The 18,945-nt window shown below is 61.4% G+C and carries 18 protein-coding genes; 8 read left to right on the plus strand and 10 right to left on the minus strand.

Annotated features, from left to right (window positions below; translation table 11 throughout):
- Positions 1 to 3: 3 nt before the first annotated feature.
- From AOA60_RS19060 to AOA60_RS19080, 5 genes are all read right to left on the minus strand, one after another.
- Positions 4 to 1,224 carry an electron transfer flavoprotein subunit alpha/FixB family protein gene (locus AOA60_RS19060; RefSeq protein WP_099585753.1) on the minus strand — a complete coding sequence of 407 codons (1,221 nt, stop codon included), beginning with the start codon at positions 1,222 to 1,224 and terminating at the stop codon, positions 4 to 6.
- Positions 1,224 to 3,176, minus strand: coding sequence for a dimethylglycine demethylation protein DgcB (dgcB, locus tag AOA60_RS19065; protein WP_099585754.1), 1,953 nt, complete (start codon positions 3,174 to 3,176; stop codon positions 1,224 to 1,226). The genes AOA60_RS19060 and dgcB overlap by 1 nt, the downstream gene beginning before the upstream one ends.
- A gap of 171 nt (positions 3,177 to 3,347) precedes the next feature.
- Positions 3,348 to 5,408, minus strand: a complete 2,061-nt coding sequence (dgcA, locus tag AOA60_RS19070) for a dimethylglycine demethylation protein DgcA (protein WP_099585755.1) — start codon at positions 5,406 to 5,408, stop codon at positions 3,348 to 3,350.
- A gap of 15 nt (positions 5,409 to 5,423) precedes the next feature.
- On the minus strand, positions 5,424 to 5,954 hold the full coding sequence (locus tag AOA60_RS19075) for a DUF5943 domain-containing protein (RefSeq protein ID WP_099585756.1): 531 nt from the start codon (positions 5,952 to 5,954) through the stop codon (positions 5,424 to 5,426).
- A gap of 69 nt (positions 5,955 to 6,023) precedes the next feature.
- Complete coding sequence (locus AOA60_RS19080; protein WP_099585757.1) at positions 6,024 to 7,001, minus strand: dipeptidase; 978 nt, start codon at positions 6,999 to 7,001, stop codon at positions 6,024 to 6,026.
- Between the two features lie 220 nt (positions 7,002 to 7,221).
- Here AOA60_RS19080 and AOA60_RS19085 point away from each other — a divergent pair, with 220 nt between their 5' ends.
- The gene (locus tag AOA60_RS19085) at positions 7,222 to 7,623 is read left to right on the plus strand and encodes a lysozyme inhibitor LprI family protein (protein ID WP_099585758.1); all 402 of its coding nucleotides are present in this window, start codon (positions 7,222 to 7,224) and stop codon (positions 7,621 to 7,623) included.
- A 41-nt stretch (positions 7,624 to 7,664) separates the two neighbouring features.
- On the opposite strand, the gene AOA60_RS19090 is transcribed toward AOA60_RS19085, so the two are convergent.
- Complete coding sequence (locus tag AOA60_RS19090) at positions 7,665 to 8,630, minus strand: tyrosinase family protein (RefSeq protein WP_099585759.1); 966 nt, start codon at positions 8,628 to 8,630, stop codon at positions 7,665 to 7,667.
- Between the two features lie 216 nt (positions 8,631 to 8,846).
- Between AOA60_RS19090 and AOA60_RS19095 the strand changes: the two genes are divergently transcribed.
- Entirely contained in the window at positions 8,847 to 9,263 is a 417-nt protein-coding gene (locus tag AOA60_RS19095; protein WP_099585760.1) for a DUF3010 family protein, read from the plus strand.
- Between the two features lie 31 nt (positions 9,264 to 9,294).
- Here the strand turns inward: AOA60_RS19095 and AOA60_RS19100 are convergent, their stop codons facing one another.
- Together AOA60_RS19100 and AOA60_RS19105 are read right to left on the minus strand one after the other, a co-directional pair.
- Entirely contained in the window at positions 9,295 to 10,473 is a 1,179-nt protein-coding gene (locus tag AOA60_RS19100) for an AAA family ATPase (protein ID WP_099585761.1), read from the minus strand.
- A 68-nt stretch (positions 10,474 to 10,541) separates the two neighbouring features.
- Complete coding sequence (locus AOA60_RS19105) at positions 10,542 to 11,486, minus strand: GlxA family transcriptional regulator (protein ID WP_160385001.1); 945 nt, start codon at positions 11,484 to 11,486, stop codon at positions 10,542 to 10,544.
- A gap of 193 nt (positions 11,487 to 11,679) precedes the next feature.
- On the opposite strand from AOA60_RS19105, the gene AOA60_RS19110 reads away from it, so the two are divergent.
- The 5 genes from AOA60_RS19110 to AOA60_RS19130 all read left to right on the plus strand — a co-directional run bounded on the left by AOA60_RS19110 (position 11,680) and on the right by AOA60_RS19130 (position 15,623).
- Positions 11,680 to 12,624 carry a choline ABC transporter substrate-binding protein gene (locus AOA60_RS19110; protein ID WP_099585763.1) on the plus strand — a complete coding sequence of 315 codons (945 nt, stop codon included), beginning with the start codon at positions 11,680 to 11,682 and terminating at the stop codon, positions 12,622 to 12,624.
- 73 nt (positions 12,625 to 12,697) lie between these two features.
- Positions 12,698 to 13,585 carry a 3-keto-5-aminohexanoate cleavage protein gene (locus tag AOA60_RS19115; protein WP_099585764.1) on the plus strand — a complete coding sequence of 296 codons (888 nt, stop codon included), beginning with the start codon at positions 12,698 to 12,700 and terminating at the stop codon, positions 13,583 to 13,585.
- Between the two features lie 63 nt (positions 13,586 to 13,648).
- Positions 13,649 to 14,614, plus strand: a complete 966-nt coding sequence (locus AOA60_RS19120; protein ID WP_099585765.1) for an L-carnitine dehydrogenase — start codon at positions 13,649 to 13,651, stop codon at positions 14,612 to 14,614.
- A gap of 13 nt (positions 14,615 to 14,627) precedes the next feature.
- A complete protein-coding gene (locus tag AOA60_RS19125) occupies positions 14,628 to 15,104 on the plus strand; it encodes a thioesterase family protein (RefSeq protein WP_099585766.1) in 477 nt (158 codons plus the stop codon).
- Between the two features lie 255 nt (positions 15,105 to 15,359).
- Entirely contained in the window at positions 15,360 to 15,623 is a 264-nt protein-coding gene (locus AOA60_RS19130; RefSeq protein ID WP_017735989.1) for a hypothetical protein, read from the plus strand.
- 106 nt (positions 15,624 to 15,729) lie between these two features.
- Here AOA60_RS19130 and AOA60_RS19135 read toward each other — a convergent pair whose 3' ends face one another.
- Together AOA60_RS19135 and AOA60_RS19140 are read right to left on the minus strand one after the other, a co-directional pair.
- Complete coding sequence (locus AOA60_RS19135; RefSeq protein WP_099585767.1) at positions 15,730 to 16,833, minus strand: GlxA family transcriptional regulator; 1,104 nt, start codon at positions 16,831 to 16,833, stop codon at positions 15,730 to 15,732.
- Between the two features lie 508 nt (positions 16,834 to 17,341).
- Entirely contained in the window at positions 17,342 to 18,718 is a 1,377-nt protein-coding gene (locus AOA60_RS19140) for an L-serine ammonia-lyase (RefSeq protein WP_099585768.1), read from the minus strand.
- A 4-nt stretch (positions 18,719 to 18,722) separates the two neighbouring features.
- Between AOA60_RS19140 and AOA60_RS32295 the strand changes: the two genes are divergently transcribed.
- Positions 18,723 to 18,938 carry a hypothetical protein gene (locus tag AOA60_RS32295; protein WP_143522468.1) on the plus strand — a complete coding sequence of 72 codons (216 nt, stop codon included), beginning with the start codon at positions 18,723 to 18,725 and terminating at the stop codon, positions 18,936 to 18,938.
- The last annotated feature ends 7 nt before the right edge of the window (positions 18,939 to 18,945 follow it).

Here is an 18,945-nt window from a genome sequence, read left to right on the forward strand (position 1 = left end):
TCCCTAAGCCGCATCGCGCTTGGCGCCGTTGCGGTAGGCCTCTACCGCATCGATCAACGCTTGCAGAATCGCGGCGCTCTCGCCGATCACCGACAGGTCGGCACGCTTGATCATGTCGCAACCCGGGTCGAGGTTGATCGCCACCACCTTGTCGCAGGCACCGATGCCTTGCAGGTGCTGGATCGCCCCGGAAATTCCCACGGCCACATACACCCGTGCGGTGACCCAAGTGCCGCTGGCGCCGACCTGGCGATCACGGGCCATGAAGCCGTCGTCCACCGCCACTCGCGACGCGCCTTCGGTGGCGCCCAGGGCAGCAGCGGTCTGGTGGAACAGGTTCCAATCCTTCACGCCGTTGCCGCCGGAGAAAATGAACTCCGCTTCGGCCATGGGAATCGCCGCCGGGTCCACCGCCACCGCGCCGAGGTCTTCGATACGCGGCAGGCTGCGGGCCAGGGTTGTGGATAACTCCACGGGCAAGACTTCATGGCGCGTGTCGCTGACCGGATCGGCACATTCGACGGCGGCGAGGATCAAGCGTGGCAGTGGCCGCGCCAAGTCTTGCTGGCCGGCACCGGCGCGGCCGATGCACTCGTCACCCTTGATCTGCCACACCCGCGTGGCCGGGCGTTCCTTGAGGCTGGCGGCAAAACGCCGACCCAGCTCACCCCCGCCACTGCGGCTGTCGGGCAGCAGCCAATGGCGTGGGTTGAACTGGTTATCCACAGCCCGCAAACCCTGCACGCGTTGCTCGGGTGAATAACCGTCGAACTCATGCCCATCCAGCACCAGCAGGCGGTCGACACCGGCGGTGGCAAACGCGCTTTCCTTGTGCTCGCCAAACACCACCGCCAACACCGCGCCGTCGTTACCGGCAAGTTGTCGCGCCAGGCCGAGCAGGTCACGGTCGTGGCTGCTCAGGCGACCGCCGACCATGTCCGGCACCACGTTGATGTAGAACGCAGGCGCAGGCACCTGATGCAGCGGCAACTGCACTTCCACCGCCGCCGTACGCTTGGCCGCGCCGCCCTGCTGGGCGCCGCTGCGGTCGATGCGCTTGATGCCGTTGGGGCCGATAAAGCCCATGCCATGGACGTTTTTGCGGATAACGCCGTTGGGCCCCATCCAGCTGTGTTGCACAGGCTGCATTGCCGCGTGAAGCGGGTGCAGACGGTTACGGGCGATCCACTCAGCCCGTGGGTCGCGGCGGATAATGTCGCTCATCAGTGCATCTCCGCAGACGTTTGTTGGACAGGACGTTTAGGCACTTTCGCCGGCGCAGTGTCTTCAAGCAACGCGTCAGCCACCAGCTCGGCAATATCCTTGATCAATGGCCGCGGCTCGACAACACCTTCAAGCATCGCCGTGCATTGCGGGCAACCAACTGCCACCAACTCGGCACCGGTCTCGCGGATATCGTCCATGCGCATATCCGGGATCCGTTGCTTGCCAGGAATGTCCGTGATCGGCCCCCCGCCGCCACCGCCGCAGCAGCGCGAACGGAAGCCCGAGCGTTGCATCTCCTTGACCTCGATCCCCAGCGCCCGCAGCACTTGGCGCGGCGCCTCGTATTCGCCGTTGTAGCGGCCCAGGTAGCACGGGTCGTGATAGGTCACGCTGCTGCCTTTGTGCTGCCCCAGGTTCAGCGCGCCGTCACCGATCAGCTCGGCCATGAAGGTGCTGTGGTGCTGCACGAGGTAGTTGCCGTTGAAGGCGCCGTATTCGTTTTTCAGCACATGGAAACTGTGGGGGTCGCAGGTGACGATGCGTTTGAAGCTGTACTTGGCCAAGGTCTGGATATTGCGCGTGGCCAGCAGTTGGAACGTCGCTTCATCGCCCAGGCGACGGGCGACGTCGCCGCTGTCGCGCTCTTCCAGGCCGAGCACGGCGAAGTCGACGTTGGCGGCTTTGAGCACTTTGACGAACGCACGCAGGGTGCGTTGGTTGCGCATGTCGAAGGCTCCGTCGCCGACCCAGAACAGCACGTCGGTGGTGCCCTTGTCACTGAGCAACGGCAGGTTCAGATCCGCCGCCCAGTTGAGGCGACCGCCCGGTGCAAAACCGCCAGGGTTGTCGGTGGCGATCAGGTTTTCCAGGACTTCGGCGCCTTTGTTCGGGGTGGCGCCTTTTTCCAGAGTGAGGTGGCGACGCATGTCGACGATGGCGTCCACGTGCTCGATCATCATCGGGCACTCTTCCACGCAAGCGCGGCAGGTGGTGCACGACCACAGGGTCTCGGCGTCCACCAGGCCGTTGACGATCGGTTGATGCGGGTTGCCACCGTGTTCGCCAATCGCCTTGCCCGGATACGGGCTGCCGGCGAACTTGGCATCGGTGCCACCGGCCAGGCCGACCACCATGTCCTGGATGAGTTTTTTCGGGTTCAGCGGCTGGCCGGCAGCGAACGCCGGGCACGCCGCTTCGCACTTGCCGCACTGCACGCAGGCGTCGAAACCGAGCAGTTGGTTCCAGGTGAAATCCTTGGGCTTTTCCACACCCAGGGGCGCGGTTTTATCACTGAGGTCCAGCGGCTTCAAACCGGTGGAGCGGCCACCACCAAAGCGTTCGGCGCGGCGGTGCCAGGCCAGGTGCAGGGCACCGGCGAAGGCGTGCTTCATCGGCCCGCCCCAGGTCATGCCGAAGAACATTTCGGACACGCCCCACAGCACACCCACGCTGAGCAACGCCGCGAGCAGCCAGCCACCGAAGTCGGCGGGCAGAATCCCGGCCACCGGCAGCGTCACCAGGAAGAAACTCACCGAGAACGCCATCAGGCTTTTCGGCAGGCGCATCCATGGGCCTTTGGACAGGCGTGCGGGCGGGTTGCGCCGACGCAGGTACATAAAGATGGCGCCGACAAACATCAACACCGAAGCCAGCAGCAAGGCGTAGCCGAGGATGCGGTTTTGCAGGCCGAAGCCATGCACCAGAATCGCCAGCAGCGCCGACAGGACAAAGCCCAGCGCCGTGGCGACGTGGGTGTTGGCGATGTATTTATCGCGGGCGACCACGTGGTGCAGGTCGACCATATAGCGCTTGGGCATGGCCAACAGACCGCCGAGCAGGTCGACCTTGGAGGCACGGCCACGGCGCCACATGTTCACGCGGCGGAGCGCGCCGAGGACGGCGAGGCCCAGGGCGGCAAACAAGAGAATAGGCAGCAAGGTGTTCAACATGGTGAAGCTCCCACAGACCACACAGGTCTACTGTGAAACCGGCCTAAATGTGGGAGGGGGCTTGCCCCCGATAGCGGTGGGTCAGCTACAGCTGTATCAACTGACACTCCGCCATCGGGGACAAGCCCCCTCCCACATTTGAAACCAATCCCACATTGGTTCGGTGTCGGGTCAGAAATCCTTGCACAAGCGCAGGGCGTCGTAGATCGCAGCGTGGGTATTGCGCTGCGCCACACAGTCACCGATGCGGAACAGCAAGTACCCCTCGCCCGCTTCGCTCAGGCACGGCTGCGGTTTGATCGCGAACAGCGCTTCAACGTCGATCTGGCCCTTGTTGCGCGAGCCTTCCTTGAGCCCGTAGTAGATGGCTTCGTCCGGACGCACGCCGTTCTCCACCACCACTTGGTCCACCACCCGCTCCTCTTTGGCGCCGGTGTATTCGTTCTCCAATACCGCCACCAGCTTGTCGCCTTCGCGGTAGACCTTTTCCAGCATCATGTCGCCGGTCATGATCACTTCTTTGGGGTACATGCTGCGGTAGTAGGTCGGGAACGACGTACCGCCAATCGCCACGCCTGGCTTGATGTCGTCGGTGACGATTTCCACCTGGCAGCCTTTGTCGGCCAAAAAGTCCGCCACCGACATGCCGGTGAATTCACAGATGGTGTCGTAGACCAGCACGTTCTTGCCCGGCGCGACTTTGCCGTCGAGCACGTCCCAACTGCTCACCACCAGGCCTTCGGCGGCGCCCCAGTGTTCGTTCTGCTCGATAAACGGATGCCCGCCGACCGCCAGCACCACCACGTCCGGACGCAGATCCAGGATGGTCGCGGCATCGGCCGCCACACCCAGGCGCAGGTCGACTTTCAAGCGCGCCAGTTCCAACTGGAACCAGCGGGTGATGCCGGCGATCTGGTCGCGTTGCGGCGCCTTGGAAGCCGTGGTGATCTGCCCGCCGATAAACTCTTTTTTCTCCAAAAGGGTCACGTCGTGGCCACGTTCGGCCGCCACGCGCGCGGCTTCCATCCCCGCAGGGCCGGCACCCACCACGACCACTTTGCGTTTCGGCCCGGTGGATTTCTCGATGATGTGCGGTACGCCCATGTATTCACGGGAGGTCGCGGCGTTCTGGATGCACAGCACATCCAGGCCCTGGTACTGGCGATCGATGCAATAGTTGGCGCCGACGCACTGTTTGATCTGGTCGATCTGGCCCATCTTGATCTTGGCGATCAGGTGCGGGTCGGCGATGTGCGCACGGGTCATGCCGACCATGTCCACATAGCCGCCTTCCAGAATGCGCGTGGCCTGGTTCGGGTCCTTGATGTTCTGCGCGTGCAGTACCGGAACCTTGACCACTTCCTTGATGCCGGCCGCCAGGTGCAGGAACGGCTCCGGCGGGTAGCTCATGTTCGGGATCACGTTGGCCAGGGTGTTGTGGGTGTCGCAACCCGAGCCCACCACGCCGATGAAATCGAGCATGCCGGTGTCGTCGTAATACTTGGCGATCTGCTTCATGTCCTCGTGGGACAGGCCGTCCGGATGGAACTCGTCACCGCACAGGCGCATGCCCACGCAGAAGTCATCACCGACTTCGGCGCGCACGGCCTTGAGCACCTCCAGGCCGAACTTCATGCGGCCTTCAAAGGTGCCGCCCCATTCGTCGGTCCGCTTGTTGACCCGCGGGCTCCAGAACTGGTCGATCATGTGCTGGTGCACGGCGGACAATTCCACACCGTCCAGGCCACCGGCCTTGGCGCGTTTGGCGGCGCTGGCGTAGTTGCCGATCACGCGCCAGATCTCTTCCGGCTCGATGGTCTTGCAGGTTGCGCGGTGCACCGGCTCACGCACACCGGACGGCGACATCAGGGTCGGCCAGTTGAAGCCGTCCCAACGCGAGCGTCGGCCCATGTGGGTAATCTGGATCATGATCTTGGCGCCATGCTTGTGCATGGCATCGGCCAGGTTCTGGAAGTGCGGGATGATGCGGTCGGTGGACAGGTTCACCGAGCTCCACCATTCCTGGGGGCTGTCGATGGCAACCACCGAGGAACCGCCACAGATTGCCAGGCCGATACCGCCCTTGGCTTTCTCTTCATAATACTTCACATAGCGGTCGGTGGTCATGCCGCCGTCGGTGGCATACACCTCGGCGTGGGCGGTACTGAGCACGCGGTTGCGGATGGTCAGTTTGCCGATCTGGATCGGCTGGAACATTGCTTCGAAAGCCATGGCACGGTCCTCGGCTTACAACGGCTTGACGGTGAACAAGCCAGACTCAAAGCCCTCTTCGGAGCCTCCGTAGACTTGTTCGGCCACGGTACGGATGGTGCTGCCTCGCGCTTGCAGAATCTGGTCCATGGCGCCGGCAAACCAACCGGTGAACATGTAGTCCACTTTGCGCCCGACCTTGCCGTACACGTAGACGAATGCCGAGTGTTCCAGCTTGACGCTGGCGGTGCCTTTGTCGAGGTCGATGTCCTGGATCTTGAACAGGCCCCAGCCGCGTTGCGACAGGCGCTTCATGTAGTGCTCGAACACCGCGACGCCTTCCAGGCCGTGGCACTCGGCTTCTTTTTCACACCAGTGCCAGGCGGATTTGTAGCCGGCCTTGTAGAGGATCTCGGCGTAGGCGTCGGCGCCCAGCACTTCTTCGATGCCCATGTGGTTGTTGACGAAGAAATGGCGCGGCACGTACAGCATCGGCAGGGCGTCGGAGGTCCAGACACCGGTTTCGCTGTCGACTTCGATTGGCAATTGCGGGGCGATTTTGGCCATGGAAACTTAACTCCAGAAAATTCTTAGGTGTGCCCTCGACGCGAACGGTCGAGGGAAAAATGCGGTGGCTTATTCGCCCCAGACGTCCTTGAGCACGTTGACCCAGTTCTCGCCCATGATCTTGCGCACCACGCGCTCGCTGTGGCCGCGCTTGAGCAGGGTTTCGGTGAGGTTGGGAAACTCGCCCACGGTGCGGATGCCCAGCGGGTTGATGATCTTGCCGAAGCTGGTCAGGCGGCGGGCGTAGCCCTTGTCATGGGTCAGCATTTCGAAGAAATCCTGGCCATGGCCCTGGGTAAAGTCGGTGCCGATGCCAATGGCGTCTTCGCCGACGATGTTCATGGTGTATTCGATGGCTTCGGCGTAATCGTCGATGGTCGAATCGATGCCCTTGGCGAGGAACGGCGCGAACATGGTCACGCCGACAAAACCGCCGTGGTCGGCGATGAACTTAAGCTCTTCATCGGACTTGTTGCGCGGGTGCTCTTTCAGGCCGGACGGCAGGCAGTGGGAGTAGCACACCGGTTTTTTCGATTCGAGGATGACTTCTTCGGAGGTTTTGGAGCCGACGTGGGACAGGTCGCACATGATGCCGACGCGGTTCATCTCGCCAACGATCTCGCGACCAAAACCCGACAGGCCGCCGTCGCGCTCGTAGCAACCGGTGCCCACCAGGTTCTGGGTGTTGTAGCACATCTGCACCACACCGACGCCGAGCTGCTTGAAGATCTCGACGTAGCCGAGTTGGTCTTCAAATGCATGGGCGTTCTGGAAGCCGAAGATGATGCCGGTCTTGCCCAGTTCCTTGGCCTTGCGGATGTCGGCGGTGGTTTTCACCGGGATTACCAGGTCGCTGTTCTCGCGGATCAGGGTCTGGCTGGCGACGATGTTATTGATCGTGGCCTGGAAGCCTTCCCACACCGACACGGTGCAGTTGGCGGCGGTGAGGCCACCCTTGCGCATGTCCTCGAACAGCTCGCGGTTCCACTTGGCAATAATCAGCCCGTCGATAACGATGCTGTCGGCGTGAAGTTCGGCTGGGCTCATCAGGCTGTCCCCTTATTGGCAATTCATGCGCCGAATCGTCTGCCGGCGCTTTGGGGCCAGCATATGCCCAGGGGCAACCTGAGCCGGGTGCAAAAACGACAGGGGAATTGCCGAAAGCGTCAATCCGCGACAAAGGCTGTTAAGAGAGGTCTGACTGGCGGCTGTTATTTGTCTTACGCTTGAGCCAGAATTCCCGCATCACCTGATATGAGACGGCGCAATGAAATCGATTTTCCTGGCTTTGGCACTCATCGCAACCGGCGTCCACGCGGCCGAAGACACCGACAGCACGCCGTGCGATGGCATCGAAAGCGACACGCAAACCCTGGAATGCGCCACTTACAACAAAACCACCGCCGAACAATTGTTGAAAGACAACTATCAGGGCCTGCTCGAACGCATGGGTTCGACCTACGGCAGCGACAAGACCAAACTGGCGGACATTACCGCCCGTCTGAAGGACGCGCAGCAAAAGTGGGAAAAACTGCGGGATGCCGATTGTGCAGTGGACACCTTCCCGGCAGTCACCGGCACCAAGGCCTATGCGATTGCGCACAACGACTGCCTGGCGCGGATGAGTGATGAGCGGTCGGAGTTTTTGGAGTCGATTGGGCAGGAGTGAATGCCAACTCCCGCCGCCAACGTGCGGGAGCGGCGACGGATTCAAGCCATGAAAGGCGACTTGAACGGGCTGCGAACCAATTCTCGCGATGGAGAGTATTGATAGCCCAGCTTGGCGATATCCAACACCTGACGAATACTACGCTCACCCCACGGGTTGATCAGGTCCCCAACGTTGTGGCCCTCCGGACCGCAGCGCATCGGCGCGTAATGGGGCGCCCACTTGGGTTTATCCAGCTTCATTTGCGCTTGCCAGTCCGCCCATACCTTGTCGATAAAGCAATGATGGAGGAAGAACACCGGATCCTCCGGCGAGGTCATCGCCAACATATTGCCGCCGATCCAGAGATGCACGCGGTTATGCAACTGGGAGCCAGGCGTAGTCACTTGTGGATCGCCACGTTGAGTGACCCAGCCCTCCAAACGATTGCGAAACCCACGGGTATAGGGTCCTGAATCAAAAGGCGGCGTGTCATACAAGCTTTCACGCATGGCCATCTGCAGATCGGCCACTGTAGGAAGCGAGCCGACCCACTGACCAAACTGGCGCTTGAGGCCTTTGCCCGGCAAATCATCCTCGGGGTACTCAGGCACTTCCCATTGACCGCCGCTGTAGGCAAACGGCCCATCCTTGACCCGAAACTGATCGCTTGGATCGCCGTTTCCGCCCATCAAGTCCGTCCTCCAGACCGGTGATCCCGCAGGATTGGCCGCATCTTCGGTCCAGTCCCAATAAGGCAGCGCTACATCGGGACTGATACCGCGCAACTCAGCCTCAAGCTGCATAAGCATCTCTCGATGCCAGGGCAGGAAGGCCGGCCCGAGATGGGCCCCATTGCGGTAGTCGGGATCCTGGGGCTCATCGCAATGCACAGTCGGCACCATGACGCCGTGATGCCAGTGAACGTACTTGTCGTATTCACCGCGTCTCTTGAGTTCAAGCAAGCTATCAATAAACGACTTTTTCTCGCTATCACTCAGAGAGCGAATATTTTTCCTGATGATCATTGCGCAACTTCCTTCTCAGAAGGTCGAGGGGGTTGACTCTTTCAAACCAATCTATGCAGGACTTCCATCATTGGCTACTGTCAGAAATAACAGGTCGGAATGATCTTCTGACAGACGGTCATGGGTTGCGGTTTTTATTTGAGCCGATTTGGAGTTGGCTTTAGTCTTGAGGTGCGCGACCATCCGTCGCCTCTCCACCTATTGCCAGGCCATGACATGAAAACCTGCGGCATCGAAATCAAAGGCAGCGAAGCCATCATCGCCCTCGCCGCCCTGGACAACCAGGCGCTGACCCACGTCGCCCTGGCGACCAAGAAAATCGCCCTCGACGATGACGATGAAGCGGCCAACGTCAAAGCCTTCGCCGCTCAGGTGAAAGCGTTTGTGCAGGACAACGCCATCACTCGCATCGCCATCAAGAAGCGCAGCAAAAAAGGTGAATTCGCCGGTGGCCCAACGACGTTCAAGATTGAAGGGGTGCTTCAACTGCTGGAGGGGGTGGAGGTGACGCTGTTGTCGCCGCAGACCATCAATGCGCAGAACAAAAAGCACACCTTTGATCTGCCCGCGACGCTGAATAAGTACCAGCATGAAGCCTACAAGGCGGCATGCTCGGCCCTGGTAAAGAAATAAACCACCTCCGCTCTCTTTAGAAGCCGGCCTTTTAGCGCGGTGCAAGGCTCTTGTGTTGCAGCCAGTCACCGAAGGTGTTGTCCTCCAGGGCATAGCCGCCTCGGCTCGACTTCCACACCAGTTCCTTGTCGCGCAGGGCATCGATGCAGGCCTGGATGGTCTGGGTACCCGGCACCACGTCGCTACCCATCCTTTCCAGCGCCTTGCTGACCGCCGTGAGGGTGCTATCGGTGAATGGCGCGAAGGGTTCGTTGTTTTGAGAACGCTCCACCATCACCTCCAGCACGGCACGCTGCGGGATGGTCAGCGCGTTCCAGGCGCTTTCGAATTCGGTCCATACACCTGCGCGCAGCAGTTCGGCGCGGCTGTGCAGCAGGTGGCCCAGGTTGCTCGCCTCGCCTAACTCCAGGGCGACTTCACCGATGATCGTGCGCAACATCTCGGGGCGACGGCCCACCAGCTCAAAAGCTTCATCAATATCCGCCGCGTTGAATTGGTTGGTCTTGGCCAGGTGCGCGTTGAGATGCACGGTGTAGGCCTGGGTGAATTCTTTGCCGAGCAACGGAAACGGCGTGATGCTGGAGCCGAAAAACGGCTGGCTTTTGCCCAACACCAGATGGGCTAGCTTGTCGCGATTGGAGCCGGTGAACACCAGATGCAACCCGCTGCCGTCTTCGTCACGACCTTGGTTGAGTTGGTCCCGGGCCGCTTTCAGCGCGAACATGGCGTTGATGCCTGAATCGCTGGTCAAGGCGTGCTGCGCTTCATCAATCACCAGTACGACGGGTTTTTCCGCCGCGCGGTGGAGCAATTCCAACGCCTGGGTCAACGTGGCGCCCACAGGCAATTGCGGTTTGCTGAAATCCCAGGACAACGTCCGCAGAAAGCTGAGCTTCTCGATCCCGATGTTCTTGGCCAGTTTGCGAATGCCTTTTTCATAGGGAACCAGCGCGGCCGCTATGGCGCTGGCGATCAACTCGGCGGGATCCTTTTCCTTGTCGGCCCACAGATCCACATACACGGCCAGCCAACTGCGCAGCTGACACTCCGGGATGAGGTCTTCGCGCAAAAACGTACTTTTACCGGTACGGCGCGGCGCGGCGAGAAACAGGCCAGAGGTGAAATCCTGAATACCGGCCCCCACAAGACCATCGGCAATGCTGCGCGCCAGGGCGGGGCGGCGGAACACAAAGCCGCTGTGCTTGGACATGGTTTTATACTCAATTATGGAAAGGACTATAAATTATAGCTGTGAGTATAATTGACTATAATTGCCGGTCAAACCACCTCCCGTCGCCGATCCTCCCTTGGGCACTTCGCAAACCTTGCCCGATAGCTGCGAGTGAAGTACGACGGTGACTCAAACCCGCAGGCAATGCTCACCTCCAGCACGCTCATGTCGCTTTGACGCAAGAGCTGCCGGGCTTTTTCCAGGCGCAGGCCGAGGTAGAAGTTGCTTGGCGTGTCGTTCAGGTGCAGGCGGAATAGCCGCTCCAACTGGCGTCGGGTGACTTTGATCGCGTCGGCCAGGGCCAAGGTGCTCAGGGGCGGCTCGGTGTGCTGCTCCATCTCGCCGATCACGTGGACCAACTTTTTGTTGTTGATGCCGTAGCGCGTGGCGATCTGCATGCGCTGGTGATCTTTGCGTGGGCGGATGCGGCCGAGCACGAATTGTTCGGAAACCTGGATGGCAAGCTCCGGGCCGTGGGCCTGGGCGATCAGGTCGAGCATCAGGTCGATGGACGCGGTGCCGCCGGCGCAGGTGATGCGGCGGCGGTCGATCTCGAACAGTTCCTGGGTCACGGTCAGGTGAGGATAGGACTCCTTGAACGCATCGATGGCTTCCCAGTGCAGGGTCAGGCGATGGCCTTCGAGCAGGCCGGCTTCGGCGAGGACGCAGGCGCCGGTGTCGATGGCGCCGAGGGTCACGCCGTCGTGGTCGAGGCGGCGCAGCCAGTGTTCCAGTGCGGGAGTGGCGAACTGCAACGGTTCGAAGCCGGCCACCACCAGTAAGGTCGCGCCTTTTTTCAGCGGTTCCAGCGCGGCGTCGGCGTTGACCGACATGCCATTGCTCGCCAATACCGCGCCGCCATCGGCACTCAGCACATGCCAACGGTACAGCTCGCCACGAAAGCGGTTGGCCACCCGCAGCGGCTCCAGCGCAGAGATAAAGCCAATGGCCGAAAACCCCGGCATCAGCAAAAAGTAGAAATCCTGGGACATGGTGGCGCTCTCGTCGCACGGGCAGCGTGGCAATGTGATACTCCCGTTCCGGGGCGGATTCAAGGGGGCAGGTCGCTGCAGTGCAAGAGGTGGTCGCCGCCGTGCGTTTTGCCGGCCCCTGGCTTGCGTAACTTGGCTACACGGCGCACAAAGACGCCGGACCCCACAATAACGACCTGCCGAGGGATCCACCATGAATCGACTGATCAGCCGCTGCGTGCTTGCACTCAGCGCCAGCGCCATTTTGAGCACCAACGTAATGGCAGCGGATGCCGCTTCATGCCAGAACGTGCGCATGGGCGTGGTGAACTGGACCGACGTCATCGCCACCAGTGCCATGACCCAAGTACTGCTCGACGGCCTCGGCTACAAGACCAAACAGACCAGCGCCTCCCAGCAAATCATCTTCGCCGGCATCCGCGACCAGCGCCTGGATATGTTCCTGGGCTACTGGAACCCGCTGATGACCCAGACCATCACGCCGTTTGTCGACGCCAAGCAAGTCAAAGTCCTCGACAAAGCCAGCCTGGAAGATGCCCGCGCCACGCTTGCCGTGCCGACGTACCTGGCCGACAAGGGCCTGAAAACGTTCGCCGATATCGCCAGATTCGAAAAGGAACTGGGCGGCAAGATCTACGGGATCGAGCCGGGCTCGGGGGCTAACACCCAGATCAAGGCGATGATCGCCAAGAACCAGTTCGGCCTGGGCAAATTCCAACTGGTGGAGTCCAGTGAGGCCGGCATGCTCGCCGCTGTGGACCGCGCCGTGCGCCGCAAGGAAGCCGTGGTGTTCTTCGGCTGGGCGCCGCACCCGATGAACGTCAACGTGGCGATGACTTACCTCACCGGCAGCGATGACGCCCTCGGCCCGAACGAAGGCATGGCGACGGTGTGGACCGTGACCTCGCCGACCTACGCCGAACAGTGCCCCAACGTGCACAAGTTGCTGACCAACCTGACCTTCACCGCCGCCGACGAGAGCCGGATGATGCAGCCGTTGCTGGATCACAAGGACGCTATCGAGTCCGCCAAGCAGTGGCTCAAGGATCACCCCCAGGACCAGGCGCGCTGGCTGGAAGGCGTGACCACCTTCGACGGCAAACCGGCTGCAGCCAACCTGCAACTGACCAGCAAATAACCCGCTTTCCATCACCGTTTCGCAGCCCGCACAGGCTGCGAACGGTTTCACCACGCCTGCAAGGAACCGCCCCATGAACCACGACGTCATCATCACCTGCGCACTCACCGGTGCTGGCGACACGACCGCCAGAAGCCCACACGTGCCGGTCACCCCCAAACAGATCGCCGCCGCTGCGGTGGAAGCCGCCAAGGCCGGCGCCACCGTGGTGCATTGCCATGTGCGCGACCCCGAAACCGGTAAGTTCAGCCGCGACGTAGCGCTGTACCGCGAACTGATGGAGCGCATTCGCGAGGCCGACATCGACATCATCGTCAACCTCACCGCCGGCATGGGCGGCGACCTGGAGATCGGCGGCGGCGAGAACCCGATGGAGTTCGGTCCCAACACCGACCTGGTCGGCCCACTGACGCGCCTGGCCCACGTCGAAGCGTTGCTCCCGGAAATCTGCACCCTGGACTGCGGCACCCTGAACTTCGGCGACGGCGACACGATTTACGTGTCCACCCCGGCGCAACTGCGCGCCGGGGCCAAACGCATCCAGGAACTGGGCGTTAAGCCTGAACTGGAAATCTTCGACACCGGCCACCTGTGGTTCGCCAAGCAGATGATCAAGGAAGGCCTGCTCGACAACCCGCTGTTCCAACTGTGCCTGGGCATCCCATGGGGCGCGCCGGCCGATACCACCACCATGAAAGCCATGGTCGACAACTTGCCCGCCGACGCAGTGTGGGCCGGCTTCGGCATCGGCCGCATGCAAATGCCAATGGCGGCGCAGGCGGTGCTGCTGGGCGGCAATGTGCGGGTCGGGCTGGAAGACAACCTGTGGCTGGACAAGGGCGTGCTCGCCACCAACGGCCAGCTTGTGGAACGGGCGAGTGAAATCCTCAGCCGTCTGGGGGCACGGGTCATGAGCCCGGCCGAGGGCCGCGTGAAGATGGGCCTCACTAAACGCGGTTAAAAAATGTGGGAGGGGGCAAGCCCCCTCGCACATGGGTTCTTCACATTATTCAGGAATGTCTCCATGCGCTTTATCACTGAGATCAAAACCTTCGCCGCCCTCGGCAGCGGTGTTATCGGCAGCGGCTGGGTGTCCCGCGCCCTGGCCCACGGACTGGATGTGGTGGCCTGGGATCCGGCGCCCGGCGCAGAAGCGGCACTGCGCAAACGTGTCGCCAATGCCTGGGGTGCGCTGGAGAAACAGGGCCTGGCACCGGGCGCATCACAGGACCGCCTGCGCTTTGTCGCCACTATCGAAGAGTGCGTAAAAGACGCGGATTTCATCCAGGAAAGCGCCCCGGAACGCCTGGAGCTGAAACTGGAACTGCACAGCAAGATCAGCGCAGCCGCCAAGCCCGATGCATTGATCGGTTCGAGCACCTCCGGCCTGTTGCCGAGTGAGTTCTACGAGGGTTCGACCCACCCGCAACGTTGCGTGGTCGGGCACCCATTCAACCCGGTGTACCTGCTGCCGCTGGTGGAAGTGGTGGGCGGCAAAAATACCGCGCCGCAGGCAATCCAGGCGGCGATCAAGGTGTACGAATCCCTTGGCATGCGCCCGCTGCATGTGCGTAAGGAAGTTCCCGGTTTTATCGCCGACCGGCTGTTGGAAGCGTTGTGGCGCGAGGCGCTGCACTTGGTGAATGACGGTGTGGCCACTACCGGCGAAATCGACGATGCGATTCGTTTTGGCGCCGGCCTGCGCTGGTCGTTCATGGGCACCTTCCTCACCTACACCCTGGCGGGCGGCGATGCCGGCATGCGCCACTTCATGGCGCAGTTCGGGCCGGCATTGCAGTTGCCGTGGACCTACCTGCCCGCGCCGGAACTGACCGACAAGCTGATCGACGATGTGGTCGATGGCACCCGCGATCAGTTGGGTGATCACAGCATTTCGGCGCTGGAGCGCTATCGTGATGATTGCTTGCTGGCGGTGCTGGAAGCAGTGAAAACCACCAAGGAAAAACACGGTATGACCTTCGCCGAATAACGGACAACTCACCATGCCTGCATTGATCACCTACACCACCCCAGTCCTCCCCGACTGGGTCGACTACAACGGCCACCTGCGCGACGCGTTCTACCTGCTGATTTTCAGCTACGCCACCGACGCGCTGATGGACACCCTGGGCCTGGACAGCGACAACCGCGAAGCCAGCGGCCACTCGCTGTTCACCCTGGAACTGCACCTGAACTACCTGCACGAGGTAAAACTCGGCGCCAAGGTTGAGGTGCACACCCAACTGATCGCCCACGACGCCAAGCGCCTGCACCTCTATCACAGCCTGCATCCAATGGGCGAAGAACGGGAACTGGCGGGCAACGAGCAAATGCTCTTGCACGTCGACCTGGCCGGCCCGCAGTCGGCGCCGTTTGCCGAGGCGACGCTGGAAAAAATCATCGCCCTGCGCGCCGAACAAGCGGACCTGCCCAAGCCCGCCCTCCTCGGCCGGGTCATTGGTTTGCCCGCTAAAAAATAACCGGCAAAAAAAGCCCCGATCCAGCCGTGACTGGATCGGGGCAGAGGTGCCTTGTGAGAGCGTTACATCCCGAGGGTGACCAAACCATCAAGCTGTGTGCCTGGGTGCAGTGTGCCGGTAAGTGCCGTCGGCAAATGGCCCGAAAACGACACGCTCATAGCCATCTGAGGCATTCGCGCATTCTGCCCTTGCCGACCGCCGGGGTGGCTACCAGAATCGAGGTCGAACCCCGCTCCCCTCACCAGGATAAACGTCATGATGCATGCGGATTTGATTGATCAGGATGACCTGCTGGGCCAACTGCGCTCACTGGGTTTCGAAGTCTCCAGCGGCTCTACTGCCGAGCAGGCCTGTGAATGTGCCGTACGCGGTTTGAGCGAAGCGCGGGCCAAGGCGCTCAAGGGTATGGTTGAGCAGATGTACACCGGCAGCGCGACAATTTTGCCGGCGGTGCGTCAGGCGATTGATAAGCAGCTGTTGCCGGCTTTGGTGCAGTTCAAGCAGAACTCTGGCGCCTGATAGACCGCTATCGGGGGCAAGCCCCCTTCCACATTTTGGCCGCATTCGCATGTTGAAACTCGGTCAACGGTGGGAGGGGGCTTGCCCCCGATGCAGGCGACTCGGTCTAGAGCCTCACACTGGCAAAAGTCGACTCATTGCGCGCCTGGCTCAACGCCGACATTGGCCCCGCCAACGGTGCCAATACCAGCGCCTGCGGAATCGGCATCATCGCCACCTGCTGGGTGGTGTTGGAACCGACGCGCTCATCCCGTGGCGGAATGCCGAAGTATTCGCGGTAGCACTTGGAGAAGTGCGGCGTGGAGACAAACCCGCACACCGACGCCACTTCGATGATCGACATCGGCGTTTGCTTGAGCAACTGGCGCGCACGGATCAAACGCAGCTTGAGGTAGTAGCGCGACGGCGAGCAGTGCAGGTATTTCTGGAACAAGCGCTCCAGCTGGCGCCGCGACACGGCGACGTACACCGCCAGCTCGTCCAGGTCGATCGGCTCTTCCAGGTTGGCTTCCATCAGCGCGACGATTTCCTGCAGCTTCGGCTGGTTGGTGCCAAGCATGTGCTTGAGCGGCACACGCTGGTGATCCTGTTCGTTGCGGATGCGCTCGTACACAAACATCTCGGAAATGGCAGCGGACAATTCACGGCCGTGGTCGCGGCTGATCAGGTGCAGCATCATGTCCAGCGGCGCGGTGCCACCGGAGCTGGTGAAGCGGTTGCGATCGAGGGTGAACAGGCGGGTGCTCATGGCCACACGCGGGAAAGCTTCCTGCATCGACGCCAGGCATTCCCAGTGCACGCTGCAATCAAAGCCGTCGAGCAGGCCGGCGCAGGCCAGGGCCCAGCTGCCGGTGCACACTGCGCCGAGGCGACGGGACTGGCGCGCCTGGCTTTGCAGCCACGACACGTGTTCACGGGTAACGGTGCGCTGGATACCCACGCCGCCGCACACGATCACCGTGTCCAGGGCCGGGGCTTTGTGCATGGAGGCATCGGGGGTGATTTGCAGACCGTCGCTGGCCCAGACCTGGTTGCCGTCGACACTCAGGGTTGTCCAGCGATACAGCTCGCGGCCGGACAGTTGGTTGGCCATGCGCAGCGGTTCCACGGCCGATGCCAGGGAAATCAGCGTGAAATTGTCCAGCAGCAAAAAGCCGATGGATTGAGGCGCACGGTTCTGGGGTTGGGCCCCTGAGTTGAACGACGTCATCGCGGTATCTCCTCACACAAAGCGGGTGATGGCCTCAGGCGAGGCTCTTGTTATTGCGCTCTTCGTCGGTAAAGAAGAGAGGCTTTGAATGGATAGAGCAAATGCCGTGCCTAAAATTGAATGGCTATTCAATAAATCCTGAAAACGACCTGTTGATGCCTCTATATAAGCCCGCGCGGGAAGTACGGGATATGGCTTGAAATGATGTAGGAGTAGGTCCGCTCAAGGGGCGTGAGCAGAACGGTAGCACTTGTGGGAAGGCGCTTTGAGGCGTGTGGGATAAGCCTGTCACCCCAAGCACGGGCGACAGCAGGTCGAGGGAAAATCGTTTGGAAGCTACTTATCTGTTTGCGACGCGCTAAAAGGTGGCGCTTTTGGCTTGGGTGTTCACTTTATGAGCAGTGTTGGGCGGACTACCGCTATCGGGGGCAAGCCCCCTCCCACACTTGAATGTATTCACAATTCAAAGGATGGGAGGGGCTTGCCCCCGATTAGCAGCAACTCGGTCTCAGCACTCCACCGCGCTGACCGCCAAGCCACCCCGCGACGTCTCTTTGTACTTGTCATGCATGTCCGCGCCGGTATCGCGCATGGTGCGGATCACCCGGTCCAGGGAGATAAAGTGCTGCCCATCGCCACGCAAGGCCATTTGCGCCGCGTTGATCGCTTTCACCGCCGCAATCGCGTTGCGCTCGATGCACGGCACTTGCACCAGCCCGCCCACCGGGTCGCAGGTCAGGCCGAGGTTGTGCTCCAGGCCGATTTCGGCGGCGTTGCACAGTTGTTCCGGCGTGGCGCCGAGGATCTCGGCCAGCCCGGCCGCGGCCATGGCGCACGCAGAACCCACTTCACCCTGGCAGCCGACTTCGGCGCCGGATATCGAAGCGTTCTTCTTGCACAGAATCCCCACCGCCGCCGCGCTGAGCAGGTAGTCGACCACGTTGGCTTCGGTGACTTCGTCGCTGAATTTCATGAAGTAGTGCAGCACGGCCGGAATAACCCCCGCCGCACCGTTGGTAGGGGCGGTGACCATGCGACCACCTGCAGCGTTTTCTTCGTTGACCGCCAGGGCAAACAGGTTGACCCACTCCATGGCGCTCAAGGTCGAACCGATCACATTGGGTTTACCCAGCTCCTGCAAGCTGCGGTGCAACTTGGCCGCACGGCGACGCACATTCAGGCCGCCGGGCAGGATGCCTTCGTGCTTGAGGCCCTGCTCCACGCAGTCCTGCATGGCGCGCCAGAGTTTCATCAGGCCGCTGCGGATTTCTTCTTCGGAGCGCCAGACCTTTTCATTGGCCATCATCAACTGGGCGACGCGCAGGTTGTGGGTCTTGCACAGCTGCAACAGCTCCACCGCGCTGGAAAAGTCATAGGGCAGCACGGTGCGGTCCATGTCCGCCACGCCGCTTTGCGCCTGGGCTTCATCCACCACAAAACCGCCGCCGACTGAGTAATAGGTGTCGCGGTACAACTCGCCGTCATCACCGGACACCACCAAGGTCATGGCATTGGGGTGAAAGGGCAGGTTTTCGTCGAGCAGACGCATGTCCCGTGCCCACACGAACGGCACCGGCAAACGTCCGTCCAGCAGCAGGGTGTCGGTCTCGCGCAGGGTGTGGATGCGCACGCCGATTTGCCCGGGATCGATTGCGTCCGGCCATTCGCCCATCAGGCCCATGATCGTGGCGGTGTCGCTGCCGTGGCCGATGCCGGTGGCCGACAACGAGCCATACAGCTGAACTTCGACGCGCCGTACTTGTTCCAACAATGCACGTTCACGCAGTGCCTGGACGAACAACGCCGCGGCGCGCATGGGGCCGACGGTGTGAGAACTCGAAGGCCCGATGCCGATCTTGAACAGGTCGAAAACGCTGATAGCCATTAACGTGAAACTCCTCGATAAGCACGGGCCGGGCTTGAACGAGCTGCTACGCTCAGATCGCCCAGATGGCGGCATCATCAAGGTTTTATCTGCCGTCACGGCGTCTCACACCGACGCACCCATGCTCACCAGCGTCGCACGCGTGCGAACACCTGTTTTGGCCGTTTTCAGCGGTGCAGATGGGCAAAAACTGCGGTTTTACCTTGGGAAAAACCTGTAAGCGACGT

Source organism: Pseudomonas sp. 2822-17, from assembly GCF_002742485.1.
Taxonomy (GTDB): domain Bacteria; phylum Pseudomonadota; class Gammaproteobacteria; order Pseudomonadales; family Pseudomonadaceae; genus Aquipseudomonas; species Aquipseudomonas cyclaminis.

Coding starts and splice junctions, on each gene's coding strand:
- AOA60_RS19060 (WP_099585753.1), bottom strand. CDS start 1,224: ATGAGCGACATTATCCGCCGCGACCCACGGGCTGAGTGGATCGCCCGT.
- dgcB (WP_099585754.1), bottom strand. CDS start 3,176: ATGTTGAACACCTTGCTGCCTATTCTCTTGTTTGCCGCCCTGGGCCTC.
- dgcA (WP_099585755.1), bottom strand. CDS start 5,408: ATGGCTTTCGAAGCAATGTTCCAGCCGATCCAGATCGGCAAACTGACC.
- AOA60_RS19075 (WP_099585756.1), bottom strand. CDS start 5,954: ATGGCCAAAATCGCCCCGCAATTGCCAATCGAAGTCGACAGCGAAACC.
- AOA60_RS19080 (WP_099585757.1), bottom strand. CDS start 7,001: ATGAGCCCAGCCGAACTTCACGCCGACAGCATCGTTATCGACGGGCTG.
- AOA60_RS19085 (WP_099585758.1), top strand. CDS start 7,222: ATGAAATCGATTTTCCTGGCTTTGGCACTCATCGCAACCGGCGTCCAC.
- AOA60_RS19090 (WP_099585759.1), bottom strand. CDS start 8,630: ATGATCATCAGGAAAAATATTCGCTCTCTGAGTGATAGCGAGAAAAAG.
- AOA60_RS19095 (WP_099585760.1), top strand. CDS start 8,847: ATGAAAACCTGCGGCATCGAAATCAAAGGCAGCGAAGCCATCATCGCC.
- AOA60_RS19100 (WP_099585761.1), bottom strand. CDS start 10,473: ATGTCCAAGCACAGCGGCTTTGTGTTCCGCCGCCCCGCCCTGGCGCGC.
- AOA60_RS19105 (WP_160385001.1), bottom strand. CDS start 11,486: ATGTCCCAGGATTTCTACTTTTTGCTGATGCCGGGGTTTTCGGCCATT.
- AOA60_RS19110 (WP_099585763.1), top strand. CDS start 11,680: ATGAATCGACTGATCAGCCGCTGCGTGCTTGCACTCAGCGCCAGCGCC.
- AOA60_RS19115 (WP_099585764.1), top strand. CDS start 12,698: ATGAACCACGACGTCATCATCACCTGCGCACTCACCGGTGCTGGCGAC.
- AOA60_RS19120 (WP_099585765.1), top strand. CDS start 13,649: ATGCGCTTTATCACTGAGATCAAAACCTTCGCCGCCCTCGGCAGCGGT.
- AOA60_RS19125 (WP_099585766.1), top strand. CDS start 14,628: ATGCCTGCATTGATCACCTACACCACCCCAGTCCTCCCCGACTGGGTC.
- AOA60_RS19130 (WP_017735989.1), top strand. CDS start 15,360: ATGATGCATGCGGATTTGATTGATCAGGATGACCTGCTGGGCCAACTG.
- AOA60_RS19135 (WP_099585767.1), bottom strand. CDS start 16,833: ATGACGTCGTTCAACTCAGGGGCCCAACCCCAGAACCGTGCGCCTCAA.
- AOA60_RS19140 (WP_099585768.1), bottom strand. CDS start 18,718: ATGGCTATCAGCGTTTTCGACCTGTTCAAGATCGGCATCGGGCCTTCG.